11 protein-coding genes and 1 pseudogene are annotated in these 15499 nt (G+C 66.9%); 10 read left to right on the top strand and 2 right to left on the bottom strand.

Features of this window, described 5'->3' with window-relative positions:
- Positions 1–303 precede the first annotated feature (303 nt).
- Positions 304–2073: a gamma-glutamyltransferase gene (gene ggt, locus PQQ53_RS17965; protein WP_408325112.1), complete on the top strand. Its 1770-nt coding sequence runs from the start codon at positions 304–306 to the stop codon at positions 2071–2073.
- Between the two features lie 188 nt (positions 2074–2261).
- Positions 2262–2819, top strand: coding sequence for an RBBP9/YdeN family alpha/beta hydrolase (locus PQQ53_RS17970; protein WP_408325113.1), 558 nt, complete (start codon positions 2262–2264; stop codon positions 2817–2819).
- Between the two features lie 142 nt (positions 2820–2961).
- Here PQQ53_RS17970 and PQQ53_RS17975 read toward each other — a convergent pair whose 3' ends face one another.
- Entirely contained in the window at positions 2962–4182 is a 1221-nt protein-coding gene (locus PQQ53_RS17975) for a CaiB/BaiF CoA transferase family protein (protein ID WP_408325115.1), read from the bottom strand.
- A 319-nt stretch (positions 4183–4501) separates the two neighbouring features.
- Here PQQ53_RS17975 and alaS point away from each other — a divergent pair, with 319 nt between their 5' ends.
- Complete coding sequence (gene alaS, locus PQQ53_RS17980; protein ID WP_408153829.1) at positions 4502–7126, top strand: alanine--tRNA ligase; 2625 nt, start codon at positions 4502–4504, stop codon at positions 7124–7126.
- A gap of 209 nt (positions 7127–7335) precedes the next feature.
- Here the strand turns inward: alaS and PQQ53_RS17985 are convergent, their stop codons facing one another.
- Positions 7336–8298 (bottom strand): LysR family transcriptional regulator, encoded by a 963-nt coding sequence (locus tag PQQ53_RS17985; RefSeq protein ID WP_408325117.1) that lies wholly within the window; start codon positions 8296–8298, stop codon positions 7336–7338.
- A 129-nt stretch (positions 8299–8427) separates the two neighbouring features.
- On the opposite strand from PQQ53_RS17985, the gene PQQ53_RS17990 reads away from it, so the two are divergent.
- The 7 genes and pseudogenes from PQQ53_RS17990 to PQQ53_RS18020 form a co-directional block, all read left to right on the top strand.
- Complete coding sequence (locus tag PQQ53_RS17990) at positions 8428–9849, top strand: YbfB/YjiJ family MFS transporter (RefSeq protein ID WP_408325119.1); 1422 nt, start codon at positions 8428–8430, stop codon at positions 9847–9849.
- A gap of 113 nt (positions 9850–9962) precedes the next feature.
- A complete protein-coding gene (locus tag PQQ53_RS17995) occupies positions 9963–10994 on the top strand; it encodes a threonine aldolase family protein (RefSeq protein WP_408325121.1) in 1032 nt (343 codons plus the stop codon).
- Positions 10995–11113: 119 nt separating this feature from the next.
- Positions 11114–11644: an NUDIX domain-containing protein gene (locus PQQ53_RS18000; RefSeq protein WP_408146302.1), complete on the top strand. Its 531-nt coding sequence runs from the start codon at positions 11114–11116 to the stop codon at positions 11642–11644.
- 206 nt (positions 11645–11850) lie between these two features.
- Complete coding sequence (locus tag PQQ53_RS18005) at positions 11851–12309, top strand: acyl-CoA thioesterase (protein WP_408325122.1); 459 nt, start codon at positions 11851–11853, stop codon at positions 12307–12309.
- 4 nt (positions 12310–12313) lie between these two features.
- Positions 12314–13252, top strand: coding sequence for a branched-chain amino acid ABC transporter permease (locus tag PQQ53_RS18010; protein WP_408146306.1), 939 nt, complete (start codon positions 12314–12316; stop codon positions 13250–13252).
- Positions 13245–14561, top strand: a complete 1317-nt coding sequence (locus tag PQQ53_RS18015) for a branched-chain amino acid ABC transporter permease (protein WP_408325124.1) — start codon at positions 13245–13247, stop codon at positions 14559–14561. Before PQQ53_RS18010 ends, PQQ53_RS18015 begins: the two co-directional genes overlap by 8 nt.
- 67 nt (positions 14562–14628) lie before the next feature.
- A pseudogene (locus PQQ53_RS18020) lies at positions 14629–15375 on the top strand (ABC transporter ATP-binding protein); the annotation flags it as partial.
- Positions 15376–15499 lie beyond the last annotated feature (124 nt).

Raw genomic sequence — 15499 nt, forward strand, 5'->3', positions numbered from 1 at the left:
GTATGTCAACCCGGCAGACGGACGGTTTTAATTCGCCTTGATCCGCATCAGGCCGCCTGCGGGCCGCCCGCGACTGCGTGAACACAACGGCGGCCGGTCACACGCCTCGCATGAGGCGAGGCCCGCTCTTCGAGGCCCGCCTTACCCGCCGCTCGAAATTTCCCTGGGCCGTGCGGCCTGCGCGTCGGCGCGCAGTGCTTGCACCTGCCGCAGCCGTCCGCATAGGCCGCACCGCCCGTTGTCGCCTTGCACGAACGGCCGCCGTTCGTGCACCATGGCGCCCTTCGTTGCCGGAGTTCTCGGATGTCTGTCCCGACGCACGGCGCGCTACGCGCGCCTTTCGCTTCTGTTTGCCGCTCCTCTTTTTACCGCTCCCGGATCGTCATGGCTTCGGCCCTGTTTGCCGCGTTCGCCGGCGGCGCGGTCGCACCGGCCCCCGCGCTGGCGAAAACGCCGCCGCCCAGGACGGTGCTCGACGCGTCGGCGGTAGCCGTGCCGGATCGCTATAGCGCCGACGCCGCGCAGCAGATCTTCGCTGCGGGCGGCAACGCGGTGGATGCCGCCGTGGCGATCGCCTTCACGCTGGCCGTGACCCGGCCGGACGCGGGCAACATCGGCGGGGGCGGGTTCATGACGGTGTTCATGGACGGCAAGCCGTATTTTCTCGACTACCGCGAGCGCGCGCCGCAACAGGCGACCCGCGGCATGTACGTCGACGACAAGGGCAACCTGGTGCCCGGCATGAGCGTGGTCGGCCATCGCGCGGTGGGCGTACCGGGAACCGTCGACGGCATGTGGGAGGCGCAGCGGCGTTTCGGCAAGCTGAAGTGGAAGCAGGTGCTCGCGCCCGCGATCCGCTATGCGACCGATGGCTTCATGGTCGACCCGTCGCTGCAACAGCGTCGCGATGCTGCTCTGAAAAATTTCGCCGGCAGGACCAATTTCGATGCCTACTTTTCGACCCTGAAGGCAAGCGCGACATTCCGCCAGCCCGAACTCGCGCAGACCTTGTCGCGGATCGCCGGCGACGGCGGCCGCGAGTTCTACGAAGGCCGCACCGCGGACCTGATCGCCCAGCAGATGTACGGTCACGGCCTTATCACGAAGCAGGACCTGATTCAGTACAAGGCGGTATGGCGCCAGCCGCTTTCGGCCGACTGGAACGGCTACCGCGTGATCACTGCGCCGCCGCCGAGCTCGGGCGGCATCGGCTTGATCCAGATGCTGAAGATGAGAGCCGATCTGAAGCAGGCGTTCGACGGTCTCGAGCTGAATTCCGCTCCGTACATTCATCTGATCGCTCGGATCGAGGACCGCGTATTCGCCGACCGGCAGCAATACCTCGCCGATCCGGACTCGTACAAGGTGCCGACCGGCAAGCTGATCGACGACGCTTATCTCGCGCAGCGCGCCGACGAAGTCAAGCCCGACGAAGTGCCGGGCGCGGCGCTGGTGAAGCCCGGCCTCGGCGACGCGATGCCGGAGAAGGCGCAAACCACGCATTTCTCGGTGGTTGACAAGTGGGGCAATGCGGTGTCGAACACCTATACGCTGAACGGAGATTTCGGGGCGGGCGTGGTGGTGGACGGCGGCGGCTTCCTGCTGAACGATGCGATGGATGATTTCGTGACCAAGCCGGGCGGCGAGGGCGCGCCTGGCCCGAGCGGCGCGGAACTCAACACGGTGGCGCCGGGACGCCGCCCGCTCTCGTCGATGACGCCGACGCTTTTGCTGAAGGACGACCGTGTGGCGCTGGTGATCGGCACGCCTGGCGGCTCGCGCATTCTGACGTCGATTTTCCAGGTGATGACCAACCTGTACGACTTCAACATGACGCCGACGGATGCGCTGGCCGCGATGCGTTTTCACCATCAGTTGCTGCCGCAGAAGACGATCTACTTCGAGCCGTTTCATCCGGTTAGCGGCGAGCTGGCCGAGCAGTTGAAGGCGATGGGCTACACGCTGGAGGAACAGTCGTTCAATGGCGATGTGCAGATGATTCGCGTCGAGGGCGCGACGCCTGAGCCGGCGGCGGATCCGCGCGGTGTGGGGGTGGGGCGGGTGATGCGGTGAACCGGGGGCGTACGGAAACGAGGGAAGCGGCTATGACGCGGGCTTTGGCAGTGGGTTGTGAGAGGCGGGGCCGCAATGAGCCGGATGCAATAGGCTAGTTGTAATGGGCGGGCACGGCACGAGGCCGGCGGCAAACGGCAAACGGCAAACGGCAAACGGCAAAAAACAACTACAGGCGGGGAAACACAATGAGCGAAAACCTGAACATACTCGTGCTGCCGGGCTACCAGAACTCCGGCGTCGGCCACTGGCAAACCCGCTGGGAGGCACTCGATCCCGCGCTCACGCGCGTGCAGATGCCGGATTGGGACCATCCCGCGCGCGACGCGTGGTGCCGCGCGCTCGACGCCGCCGTGGCCGCCGCCGATGCGCCGGTGGCGTTCGCCGCCCATAGTCTCGGCTGCCTGACGGCCGTCTTCTGGGCGTCGCACTACGCGAGCGCGGCGCAGCTTGCGAAGGTGGCGGGCGCATTGCTGGTTGCGGTGCCCGACCCATCCGAGCCTCACTTTCCACAGGACGCCAGCGGCTTCGCGCCGGTGCCGCTTACGCGCTTGCCGTTCGCGACCATCGTCGTGGCGAGCAGCGACGATCCCTATGGCGACGTGCCGTTTTCGCAGACCTGTGCGAACGCGTGGGGCAGCCGCTGGATCGATATCGGCGCGCGCGGCCACATCAACGCGGACAGCGGACTCGGCGATTGGGACGAGGGGCGGCGCTGGCTGGCTTCGGTGGTCGCGCAGGGTTGAGCCGGGTGTCGGCGCTGCACTGCGCCGCCAGCAGGGCCGACGTGAGAGCGTGATCACCGCATGGTGCGCGATGTGGCGGCCGCCAGGCCATCAAACCGTCACGACCGCACCGCTCCGAACCCGCCCCGCCACGCCGCTCGACTCAGATTACCGACTTCGCCCGCAGCTCCGCAACCTTCGCTTCGTCATAGCCCAGCACGTCGCGCAGAATGCTCCCGGTGTGTTCGCCGAGCATAGGCGGGTGCGCCAGCGCTTCGGGCGGTGTGCCGCTCATGTTGATCGGATTGCGTACCAGCTTGACCGTGCCGCCCGACGGATGCGGCAGATCGACCCGCATCCCGCGCGCCACCACCTGTTCGTTCTCGAACACCTCGCCGAGATCGTTGATCGGCCCACAGGGCACGCCGGCCGCCTCGAGCGCGGCAATCCACTGCTGCTTGCCTTGCAGTCGAACCATGTCGGCGAGGATCGGCACGAGGATGTCGCGATGACGCACGCGCGCCGGGTTGGTCGCGAAACGCTCGTCGTCGGCGAGTTCGGGGCGGCCGCCCGCTTCGACGAACTTGCGGAACTGCCCGTCGTTGCCGACCGCAACGATGATCCAGCCGTCGCTCGTCTGGAAGGTCTGGTAGGGCACGATGTTCGGGTGCGCGTTGCCCCAGCGCACCGGCGGCTGGCCGCTCGCCAGGTAGTTCGAATTCATGTTGGCGAGCATCGCCACCTGCACGTCGAGCAGCGCCATGTCGATGTACTGCCCTTCGCCGGTGCGGTCGCGGTGCGTGAGCGCGGTGAGCACGGCGATGGTCGAATACATGCCGGTCATCAGGTCGGCGATCGCGACGCCGGCCTTTTGCGGGCCGCCGCCTGGCTGGCCGTCGCGCTCGCCGGTAATGCTCATGAAGCCGCCGATTCCCTGCACGATGAAGTCGTAGCCGGCGCGCTGCGCATAGGGGCCGGTCTGTCCGAAACCTGTCACCGAGCAGTAGATCAGGTCGGGCTTCACCTCTTTGAGCGACGCGTAGTCGAGCCCGTACTTCTTCAACTGGCCAACCTTGTAGTTCTCCAGAACCACGTCGCTTTGCGCGGCCAGTTCGCGGATGATCCGCTGGCCTTCGGGCGACGCGATATCGACCGTGACCGAGCGCTTGTTGCGATTCGCCGCGAGGTAGTACGCGGCCTCACGCGTGTCCGTGCCTTCCGGTGTCTTGAGATACGGAGGCCCCCAGTGGCGAGTGTCGTCGCCGACTTCGGGACGTTCGATCTTGATGACGTCGGCGCCGAAATCTGCGAGCGTCTGCGCGCACCAAGGCCCGGCGAGCACGCGAGTGAGGTCCAGCACGCGGATATGACTGAGAGCGCCCATCTTGTTGAATGTCTCCTAGGTAGCCCAAGCGGCGCGCAAGGCGCCACGGATGGGGGCAATCTTAAGCGATTCCCGCATGCCGGCGCAGTCAGCCGAACGTCATAGGACGAATCGCGCGTAGCCCGCACCTGGCCCGGCGCGCATCCCGCGCTTGTCTCGATACCACAGGCTACTCAGGCAAACCTGGCCAAACGGCTAACCGTGCTGGGCGGGCTGCCGCGCAGCCGCGCCGATCCCGTATAATCAGTCGTTTAAGAAACAAACAGTTGGCGCATCCCATGATGCCGCCGGTAACAGCCAGGACCGTCCCCCGCACGCTATGAAAGCCGCCGAAATCCGCGAGAAATTCCTCAAGTTCTTCGAATCGAAGGGCCATACGATCGTTCGCTCGTCGAGCCTTGTGCCCGGCAACGACCCGACACTGCTCTTCACGAATTCGGGAATGGTGCAGTTCAAAGATGTGTTCCTCGGCGCGGAATCGCGTCCGTATTCGCGTGCCACCACCGCGCAGCGCAGCGTGCGCGCGGGCGGCAAGCACAACGATCTGGAAAACGTCGGCTACACCGCGCGTCACCATACGTTCTTCGAAATGCTGGGCAACTTCTCGTTCGGCGACTATTTCAAGCGCGATGCGATTCACTACGCGTGGGAATTGCTGACGGGCGTGTACCAGTTGCCGAAGGACAAGCTCTGGGTCACCGTCTATCACGAGGACGACGAAGCGCACGACATCTGGGCGAAGGAAGTGGGCGTGCCGGTCGAGCGCATCATCCGCATCGGCGACAACAAGGGCGCGCGCTACGCGTCGGACAACTTCTGGCAGATGGCCGACACCGGCCCGTGCGGCCCGTGCTCGGAAATCTTCTACGACCACGGCCCGGACGTGTGGGGCGGGCCCCCGGGATCGCCCGAAGAAGACGGCGACCGCTACATCGAGATCTGGAATCTCGTGTTCATGCAATTCAACCGCGACGCCCAGGGCAACATGACGCCGCTGCCCAAGCAGTGCGTCGACACCGGCATGGGTCTGGAGCGTATCGCCGCGGTGCTGCAGCACGTGCACAGCAACTATGAGATCGACCTGTTCCAGGCGCTCATCAAGGCGGCGGGCCGCGAAACCGGCGTGAGCGACCTGACCAACAACTCGCTGAAGGTGATCGCCGATCACATCCGCGCATGCTCGTTCCTGATCGTCGACGGCGTGATCCCGGGCAACGAAGGCCGCGGCTACGTGCTGCGCCGGATCGTGCGCCGCGCGATCCGTCACGGCTACAAGCTGGGCAAGAAGGGTTCGTTCTTCCATCGCATGGTCGCGGATCTCGTCGCGCAGATGGGCGGCGCCTATCCGGAACTGAAGGATGCGGAGCAGCGCGTGACCGATGTCTTGCGTCAGGAAGAAGAGCGCTTCTTCGAAACCATCGAGCACGGCATGTCGATTCTCGACGCCGCGCTGGCCGACCTCGAAGCGAAAGGCGGCAAGACGCTCGACGGCGAACTCGCGTTCAAACTGCACGACACCTACGGTTTCCCGTTGGACCTGACTGCGGACGTATGCCGCGAGCGCGAAGTGACGGTCGACGAACCGGCCTTCGACGAAGCGATGGCGCGCCAGCGCGAACAGGCGCGCGCGGCGGGCAAGTTCAAGATGGCGCAAGGCCTCGAATACTCGGGCGCGAAGACCACGTTCCATGGCTACGAAGAAATCGTCTTCGACGACGCCAAAGTGATCGCGCTGTACGTGGACGGCGCATCGGTGCAGCAAGTGGCGCACGGCCAGCAGGCCGTCGTCGTGCTGGACCACACGCCGTTCTACGCGGAGTCGGGCGGCCAGGTTGGCGACCAGGGCTTGCTGGCGAACGCCAGCGTGCGCTTCGCCGTCGCCGACACATTGAAGGTGCAGGCCGACGTGGTCGGCCATCACGGCACGCTCGAGCAGGGCACGCTGAAGGTGGGCGACGTCGTGAAGGCGGAAATCGATGCGGTGCGCCGCGCCCGCACGGAGCGCAATCATTCGGCTACTCACCTGATGCACAAGGCGCTGCGCGAAGTGCTCGGTTCGCACGTGCAGCAGAAGGGCTCGCTCGTCGACGCCGACAAGACCCGTTTCGACTTCGCGCACAACGCGCCGATGACGGACGAGCAGATTCGCCGCGTCGAAGAAATCGTCAACGCCGAAGTGCTGGCGAACGCGCCGGGCATCGTGCGTCTGATGCCTTACGACGAAGCGGTGAAGGGCGGCGCGATGGCGCTGTTCGGCGAAAAGTACGGCGACGAAGTGCGCGTGCTCGACCTCGGTTTCTCGCGTGAGCTGTGCGGCGGCACTCACGTGCATCGCACCGGCGACATCGGCCTCTTCAAGATCGTGATGGAAGGCGGCGTGGCGGCGGGCATTCGCCGCGTGGAAGCGATTACGGGCGACAACGCGGTGCGCTTCGTGCAGGACCTCGACGCGCGCATCAATGCGGCCGCGGCGGTGTTGAAGGCGCAGCCGTCGGAACTGACGCAGCGGATCAGCCAGATGCAGGAGCAGGTGAAGTCGCTGGAGAAAGAACTGAGCGCGTTGAAGTCGAAGCTGGCGTCGAGCCAGGGCGACGAACTGGCCGGTCAGGCGATCGAAGTCGCCGGCGTGCACGTGCTGGCGGCCACGCTGGACGGTGCGGACGTCAAGACGCTGCGTGAGACGGTCGACAAGCTCAAGGACAAGCTCAAGAGCGCGGCGATCGTGCTGGCTTCGGTCGAAGGCGGCAAGGTGAGCCTGATCGCCGGTGTGACCGCCGATGCAAGCAAGAAGGTCAAGGCGGGCGAACTGGTCAACTTCGTTGCGCAGCAAGTCGGCGGAAAGGGCGGTGGCCGGCCGGACATGGCGCAGGCTGGCGGCACCGAGCCGGCGAATCTGCCTGCTGCGCTGGCTGGCGTGAAGGCCTGGGTCGAAGGCCAGCTCTGATTCGAGTCTGATTGAACCGTTTGGGCCACGTAGGGCGCCAGAAGTTGGGCGTGTCGCGTGGCCCAGGTTTTTTGCCGTGCCGTCGTCGCGCCGGGTTGTGTGCTGACGCGGCGCGATTCACGGGTTCGCACGCGAGCGGGGCTGCGGTCGGTTCCCGGCGTTTGTGCGGATTCGGCAGTGGCGTCTTGTGCGGGCGCCGCTGGCAACGATCAGACGGCGCCCGTATTCGCGGCCGTTGCCCTGGCCGTCGCGGCCATTGTGTCCATCCCGATCGCTGCGTCCGCCGGTGCGGCCACACTCCCGTCTTCGGCCGGCACGAGCGTGCGCCGCAGCGCATTGAGCGCGGACGAAAAATGGCCGCGTCGCCACACGAGCAGTGTTTCGATCGCCCCGATATCGGGCAGTTCGTGAACCGTGATATTGCTGGCGTCGGCTTGCAGATCCAGCACGGAGCGCGGCGCCACCGCCACGCCCGCACCGGCCGCCACGCACGCGACGATCGCGTGATATGAGCCGAGTTCCAGCACGCGCGCCGGCCGCACGCTGTGCTCCAGATACCACTTCTCGATATAAGCCCGGTACGCACAGCCACGCTCGAACGCGATCAGCGTCGATAGCGCGATGTCGCGCACTTCGTGTATCGGCCGATGTCCGCGCGGCGTGAGCATCACCAGTTCTTCCTTGAACACCGGCACCGTCTCGAACAGGTCGCCGAGCGAAGCCGGGTCCGGCGGCGTCGCCACGAGCGCCGCATCCACTTCGAACTCGCGCACTCGCTCGATCAGCTTGCCGGTCGTGCCAGTCTCCAGTTCCAGCGCGACGGCTGGCCACTGCTGGTGATATTGCGCGAGCAGGGCGGGCAGGCGCGTCGCCGCGACGCTTTCCATCGTTCCCAAACGCAAGCGACCGCTCGGACGATCCTCGCGCACCGCGTGACGCGCCTCGTCGGCGAGCGCGAGCAGGCGCTCGGCGTACGGCAGCAGCGTTTCGCCCGCCGGCGTCAGGACGAGCCGGCGGCCGTCGCGGATAAACAGGTCGGTGCCGAGTTGCTCCTCGAGCTGCTTGATGCGTGTGGTCACGTTCGATTGCACGCGATTGAGCTTGGCAGCGGCGCGCGTGACGCCGTTTTCCCGCACGACCGCGCGAAAAATGGTCAAGGCGGCCAGATCCATGATTCTCTCCGGGTGATGGCTTGTATCCGAATTATTCATTTTTCGTGATCAAAAGGTCAAGCTAATATGCACTTGACCGACCGACCCGGCTGCTGCGCCGGCCCGCCTCACCGTCATCTATCGCCGATCATGACCGACCTCGCTTCCCGCACCTACGATCGCTTCTCCGAGCCCCATGCCGCGCGCCGCGCGGCGCTCGCCTGCATGGTGACGCTGGCCGTCACGCTGGGCATCGGGCGATTCGCGTTCACGCCGCTGCTGCCGCTGATGCTGCATGGCGGCGCGCCCGGTCAGCCGCAGCTCGACATTCAGCAGGGCGGCTGGCTGGCGTCGTTCAACTACGCGGGCTATTTCATCGGCGCGGTCAGTTGCGCCGCGTTGCGGGTCGAACCGGCTCGGATGGTGCGTGTGGGGCTTGTCGCGACGGTTCTGCTGACGCTGGCGATGGGCGTCACGAGCCAGTTCTGGGTGTGGGCGGCGGTGCGCTTTATCGCCGGCGCGGTCAGCGCGTGGACGTTCGTCTTCGCGTCGCAGTGGGGCCTGCGGCGGCTCGCCGAACTCGGCGCGCAGGCGTGGAGTGGGGTGATTTATACCGGGCCGGGGCTGGGGATCGCCGGGACCGGGTTGCTGGTGAATGCTGCAGGCGGCTATGGCGCGGCCGCTGGGTGGATCGGCTTTGGGTTGATCGGCGCGGTTCTGTCGATTGTGGTTTGGCCGGTCTTTGGCGGCGCGTCCGGCGTCAGTGGGAAACTGGCGGCGGCTCGCAAGGCCGCTCCAGCGGACAGCGGGGATGCGGCGCGGCGTGTCGGCGGGCAACAAGCGGTCAGCGAACGGGCGGCGAGCCGGTTCACCGCCAACCCTGCTTCTGGCGAGCGCGCCGTGGGCCAACCCGACGCAGCGCTCCCCGGCAAACATCCCGCTAGCCAGTCAAACCCCGGCCAGGCCCACCCAACCCCCGCTCCGCACCGCGCCGACGCCCTCTGGCTGATCCTGCTCTACGGCATCCCCGGCTTCGGCTACATCATCACCGCGACTTTCCTGCCGGTGATCGCACGTCATGCGCTGCCTGGATCGTCGTGGCCCGACCTGTTCTGGCCGATGTTCGGCGTGGCGCTGATGGTCGGCGCGCTGTTGGCGGCGCGTCTGCCGACGCATTGGGATAACCGCACACTGCTCGCCGGCAGCTATGTACTGCAAGCCTTCGGCATCGCACTCGGGATCGTCTGGCCGACGGCGGGTGGCTTTTCTCTGGGCAGCATCCTGATCGGCCTGCCGTTCACCGCGATCACGCTGTTCGCCATGCGCGAGGCGCGGCGTCTGCGCGGCGACGACGCGGCCGGTCTGATGGGCTACGCGACGGCGGCCTACGGCATTGGTCAGATCGTCGGGCCGCTGGTTGCCGCGCCGATCGCCGGGCACACGGGATCGTTCTCGCCGGCGCTCTGGCTGGCGGCGGCCGCGCTGCTGCTCGGCGCGGCGGGTCTGGTCGTGGTGGCGCGCGTGCCGCATGGCCGAGGCCGGGGGCGTATGCCGGACTGCGGTTGCAATTAGCGCTCGCGGAGTTGCCCGGCCCAACGCGCAAGCGGAAAACAAATAACCCGCCGCCGCACTAAAATGACCGCTTTCCGTCATTACCGCGCCCGTCGCCAGGCGCTGCGCCTCCCATGCAACATTTCGCGTCCGATAACTACGCCGGCATCTGTCCCGAAGCGCTCGACGCGCTGATTGCCGCCAACAACAGCGGTCACGAGCCGGCCTACGGCGACGACTCCTGGACCAACCAGGTCTGCGACCGTCTGCGTGAGCTGTTTCAGACCGATTGCGAAGTCTTCTTCGTGTTCAACGGCACGGCGGCCAATTCGCTGGCGCTCGCGTCGCTGTGCCAGTCGTATCACTCGGTGATCTGCCACGAACTCGCGCACATCGAAACCGACGAATGCGGCGGTCCGGAATTCTTCTCGGGCGGCTCGAAGCTGCTGACCGCGCCGGGCATCGGCGGCAAGCTCACGCCGGATGCGATCGAGGCGGTCGTTACGCGCCGCGCCGATATCCACTACCCGAAGCCGAAGGTCGTCACGCTCACGCAATCGACGGAAGTCGGCACCGTCTACAGCGTCGAGGAAGTGCGGGCGATCGCGGCGATCGCCAAACGGCGTCATCTGAAAGTGCATATGGACGGCGCGCGTTTCGCCAACGCGGTCGCGGCGCTGGACGTGCATCCGTCGGAGATCACGTGGCGCGCGGGCGTCGACGTGCTGTGTTTCGGCGGCACCAAGAACGGTTTGCCGGTCGGCGAGGCGGTGGTGTTCTTCGACCGCGCACTCGCCGACGATTTCGCCTACCGCCTGAAGCAGGCGGGCCAACTGGCGTCGAAGATGCGCTTCATCTCGGCGCCGTGGCTCGGCCTGCTCGACAACGACGTCTGGCTGCGCAATGCGCGTCACGCGAATGCGATGGCGGAATTGCTGCAGACGCGGTTGCGGGAAATTCCCGGCGTGAGCATCATGTTCGAGCGTGAATCGAATGCGGTCTTCGCGCAACTGCCCGCGCAGGCCGCGAAGGCGATGCGCGCGCGCGGCTGGAAGTTCTACGAGTTCATCGGCGCGGGCGGTTGCCGGTTGATGTGCGCGTGGGACACGCAGCCGGAGACGGTCGAGCGTTTCGCCGCCGAAGTGCGCGAGTTGTGCGCGGCGTGAAAGCGTGGTGACGCGGTGAGTGGCCGAAGCCGTGCCTGACACCGCGCACAAGACACAGCCAGACACGATCAGGCAAAACAGACACAAGCCAGAAGAGACACCTCACGACACCTCACGCCATGACCGAATACCGATTTTGTCCTCGCTGCGCCACCCCGCTGGCCGAGCGCGCCGATCCCGCGCATGAAGGCGGCCGTATCCGTCAAAGCTGTCCCGATGCCGCGTGCGGCTACGTCCACTGGAACAATCCGCTGCCGGTGGTGGCGGCAATCGTCGAATACGAAGGCAAGATTCTGCTCGCGCGCAATGCCGCGTGGGCCGAGGGCATGTTCGCGCTGATCACCGGCTTCCTCGAAAATGGCGAGACGCCGGAACAGGGCATCGCCCGCGAGGTGTTCGAAGAGACCTCGCTGCATGCGGAGACGGTCGAGCTGATCGGCGTCTATGAGTTCATCCGCAAGAACGAACTGATCATCGCGTATCACGTGAAGGCGCATGGAACCGTTGCGCTGTCGCCCGAGTTGCTCGAGTACCGGCTGGTCGAGCCGGCGAAATTGCGGCCGTGGCGCGCGGGCACCGGTCAGGCGCTCGGCGAATGGATGCGGCGGCGCGGCTTGCCGTTCGAGTTCGTCGAGAAGCCGGGGCAGTAGGCAACGCGATAAGCAACGCGATGAGCGCGCCATCCAGGCCGACGCGGACCAAGCAGCGAAGCCGCAGGCAACCGGCTACGCGGATGATGCCGTCATCCACGAAGCCTTCGCCGACGGCCGCCGCCGCATACCGCCCGAGTCGCCCGAGCCGCCCGAGCCGCATCGGCGCAATTACCCAACCGCATAACGGCCACGCCACACGTCCAATGAACAAACCTGCTCCCGCCGTCCGCACCGCGTATCCGCATTTCCTGCCGATCACCACCCGCTGGATGGACAACGACGTCTACGGCCACGTGAACAACGTCGTCTACTACAGCTACTTCGACACCGTGGTGAACGAGTATCTGATCCGCGCGGGCGTGCTCGACTTCGAACATGGTGCGACGATCGGACTCGTGGTCGAAACGCATTGCAGCTACTTCGCGCCGCTGGTGTTTCCCGATCGCGTCGAGGCGGGCTTGCGGGTGACGCGTCTGGGCACATCGAGCGTGCGCTACGAAGTGGGGCTTTTCAAGGAAGGCGCCGCGCAGCCCGCCGCGCAGGGGCACTTCGTGCACGTCTACGTGGACCGCGTCACGCGGCGTCCCGTGAAGCTGCCCGCCGAGTTGCGCGCGGCGCTCGAACCGCTTTGCGCCGCCGTGCGGGTGGACCAGACGGAATAGCCGCGTGCAGTCGTTCGTCATCAATCTGCTCAACGGCGTCAGCTACGGCCTGTTGCTGTTCATGCTGTCGGCCGGGCTGACGCTGATTTTCAGCATGCTCGGCGTGCTGAACTTCGCGCATGCGAGCTTCTACATGCTCGGTGCGTACGTCGGTTTCTCGGTGGCGGCGCGCGCCGGGTTCTGGAGCGCGCTCGTGGTCGCGCCGCTCGTGGTCGGCCTCGTCGGCGCGGCGCTGGAGCGCTGGCTGTTGCGGCGCGTGCGCGTGCATGGCCATCTGCCCGAACTGCTGTTGACGTTCGGCGCCGCGTATCTGCTCGGCGAACTGGTCAAACTCGGCTGGGGCCTCAACCCGCTTTCCGCGACGGTGCCGCCCATGCTCGACGGCCCGCTGTTCACCGTCTACGGCGCGGCGTTCGCGCGTTACCGCGCGTTCATGATGGCGGTCTCGCTGGCGATGCTGGCGGTGCTGTACGCGGTATTGCGCGTGTCGAAGGCGGGGCTGATCGTGCGCGCGGCGCTCACTCACGCGAGCGCCGTCGAAGCGCTCGGCCACAACGTCCCGCGCGTGTTCACCGGCGTGTTCGCCGCCGGCACAGCGCTCGCCGCGCTGGCCGGCGTGATCGGCGCGCCACTCTTCGTGATCGAACCGGCGATGGCGGAGTCGCTCGGTTCGATCGTCTTCGTGGTGGTCGTGATCGGCGGGCTCGGCTCGTTGAGCGGCGCGCTCGTGGCGTCGCTGCTGGTCGGCTGTGTGCAGACGCTGGCGGTCGCGAGCACTGTGTCGCTGGGCGAGGTGCTGTCGATCATCGGGGCATCGGCGCCGGCCGAATGGGACGCGCTGACGCTCGCGCAACTCGCGCCGCTGATCCCGTACTTGCTGCTCGTCGCGATGCTGGTACTGCGTCCGCGCGGGCTGTTCGGACGGCACGGCGATCATGCGTAAGCGCGGCAGGGTAGCGGAACCGTCCCGCACGCCGGTTCCTCCGGCAGTGCCCGCGCCACCCGTTCGCGGGCTTTGGCGCACTGTCGCGCCGTGGCTGGCGCTCGTCGCGTTCCTCGCGGTGCCGCCGTTCGTCTGGCCGCAAAGCTGGCTGCTCGCCTATCTGGCGCAGAGCGCGTCGATGATCGTCTTCGCACTCTCATACAACCTGCTGCTTGGCGAAACCGGGCTGCTGTCGTTCGGGCATGCGGCGTATGCCGGGCTCGGCGCGCTTGCCGCCGCGCAGGTGTTCAACCGGATCGGCGCGCCGCTCGCGCTGCTGCCGTTGATCGGCGGGCTCGGCGGCGCGCTGTGCGGCGTGGTGTTCGGCTTCATCGCGACGCGGCGCTCAGGCACCGCGTTCGCGATGATCACGCTCGGCCTCGGCGAACTCGTGGTGGCGGCCGCGTGGGCGCTGCCCGACTGGTTCGGCGGCGAGGCGGGCGTGGCGATCGATCGTGCGAGCGGAACACCGCTGGGCGCGTGGCGTTTCGGTCCGGCGCGCGAAGCCTATGCGCTGATCGCGCTGTGGTGCCTGCTGGCGAGTGCGGCGATGTTCGCGTTGTCGCGCACGCCGTTCATGCGGCTGGCGAACGCGGTGCGCGACAACCCGGCGCGGGCCGCGGCGATCGGCTGCTATCCGCGGCGCGTTCGCTACGGCGTAGTGGTGGCGGCGGCGTTTTTCGCGGGTATCGCGGGCACGCTGGGGCTGATCAATATCGAACTGGTATCGACGGAAAGCGTCGGCATGATGCGCTCGGGGGCGGTGCTGATCGCCACGGTGATCGGCGGTACGGCGGCATTTTTCGGGCCGGTCGCGGGTGCGCTCGTGCTGACGTTTTTCAGCGTCGTGGTGGCGAGCGTGACGCGTGCGTGGTTGTTCTATCTCGGGCTTTTCTTTGTCGTCGTCGTGGTGGCGTCGCCGGATGGTCTGGCGGGTTTCGTCGAACGGCATGCGACGCGGCTCGCGGTGCATGGCTGGCGTCGATGCCGCCCGGTTTATCTGTGGGGCACGGCTGGCGCGTTGTTGTGGGGTGCGGCTGTCGTGCTCGTAGTGCAGTGGGCCTACGCGGTGCAATTTGGCGTCGATGACGGTGCCGCTTTCGGCGATGCTGGCGCGCCGTGGCCGCTGGCCGTGTCGCCGCTTTGGCTCGGCGTCATCGTCTTCATGCTTGCCGTGTCGGGCGCGCTTGCCTCGCGATATGCGAGTCGCGCTCGCGCGCGACTCGCTGCTCAGTTGGGCTCGGCGCAGACGGTTAGAGGTCCGCGATGATTCAATCTCCCACGCCAGCAAGTCTCGCCGTTCACCCAGGCCCGACGTCACCGCCCGGAGATCCGCGATGATTCCCGCACTCGCCCTCTACGGCATCAAAAAGCGTTTCGGGTCCACGCAGATTCTGCGCGGCGTCGACCTCGCGATCGAACCCGGCGAGCGCCATGCGCTGATCGGCCCTAACGGCGCGGGCAAGTCGACGCTCTTCAATCTGATCGCCGGCGGCGTGCGGCCGAACGCGGGGCGCATCGATCTGTTCGGCGCGGAGATCACGCGTCTCGCGCCGGCCGCGATCGCGCGTCGCGGGCTCGCGCGCAGCTTCCAGAGCACCAGCGTGTTCGCGCGCCTCACCGTGTTCGACAACCTGCGCTGCGCGGCGATGCTGGCCGAGCGCGGCCGCATGCGCTGGTGGCAGCGTTTGAGCGGCGCGCGTACGGTCGATGCCCACGCCGCTCAGGTGCTTGACGCGGTCGGCCTGAGCGCGCGCCGCGACATGCAGGCCGGCACGCTCAGCTACGCCGAACAGCGCGCGCTCGATCTCGGCATCGCGCTCGCGGGCGGCGCGCATACGTTGCTGCTCGACGAGCCGACCGCCGGCATGAACCGCGCGGAAGCAGTGCGCGCCATCGAACTGATTCGCGAGGCGACCGCAGGCCGCACGCTGCTGATGGTCGAGCACGACATGGACGCGGTCTTCGCGCTCGCCGACCGGATTTCCGTGCTGGTGCAAGGGCGGATCATCGCGAGCGGCACGCCGGCGGCGATTCGCGCGGATGCGGCGGTGCGCGCGGCGTATCTGGGTGAAGGATCCGGCGGGAGGGCCGGCGAACAGGCTCGCGGACGGACCGGAGAACAGACCGCCGAACAGTTGCGCGGACAGATCGGCAAAGAGTCCGGCAAAGAGTCCGGCACAGCGTCCGGCACAGCGTCCGGCACAG

The sequence above is a fragment of the Paraburkholderia strydomiana genome (genome assembly GCF_046030495.1).
Classification (GTDB): Bacteria; Pseudomonadota; Gammaproteobacteria; order Burkholderiales; family Burkholderiaceae; genus Paraburkholderia; species Paraburkholderia strydomiana_A.

Bases quoted from the DNA above. Each gene is read 5' to 3' on its own strand.
- ggt (WP_408325112.1), top strand. From the start codon at position 304: ATGTCTGTCCCGACGCACGGCGCGCTACGCGCGCCTTTCGCTTCTGTT.
- PQQ53_RS17970 (WP_408325113.1), top strand. From the start codon at position 2,262: ATGAGCGAAAACCTGAACATACTCGTGCTGCCGGGCTACCAGAACTCC.
- PQQ53_RS17975 (WP_408325115.1), bottom strand. From the start codon at position 4,182: ATGGGCGCTCTCAGTCATATCCGCGTGCTGGACCTCACTCGCGTGCTC.
- alaS (WP_408153829.1), top strand. From the start codon at position 4,502: ATGAAAGCCGCCGAAATCCGCGAGAAATTCCTCAAGTTCTTCGAATCG.
- PQQ53_RS17985 (WP_408325117.1), bottom strand. From the start codon at position 8,298: ATGGATCTGGCCGCCTTGACCATTTTTCGCGCGGTCGTGCGGGAAAAC.
- PQQ53_RS17990 (WP_408325119.1), top strand. From the start codon at position 8,428: ATGACCGACCTCGCTTCCCGCACCTACGATCGCTTCTCCGAGCCCCAT.
- PQQ53_RS17995 (WP_408325121.1), top strand. From the start codon at position 9,963: ATGCAACATTTCGCGTCCGATAACTACGCCGGCATCTGTCCCGAAGCG.
- PQQ53_RS18000 (WP_408146302.1), top strand. From the start codon at position 11,114: ATGACCGAATACCGATTTTGTCCTCGCTGCGCCACCCCGCTGGCCGAG.
- PQQ53_RS18005 (WP_408325122.1), top strand. From the start codon at position 11,851: ATGAACAAACCTGCTCCCGCCGTCCGCACCGCGTATCCGCATTTCCTG.
- PQQ53_RS18015 (WP_408325124.1), top strand. From the start codon at position 13,245: ATGCGTAAGCGCGGCAGGGTAGCGGAACCGTCCCGCACGCCGGTTCCT.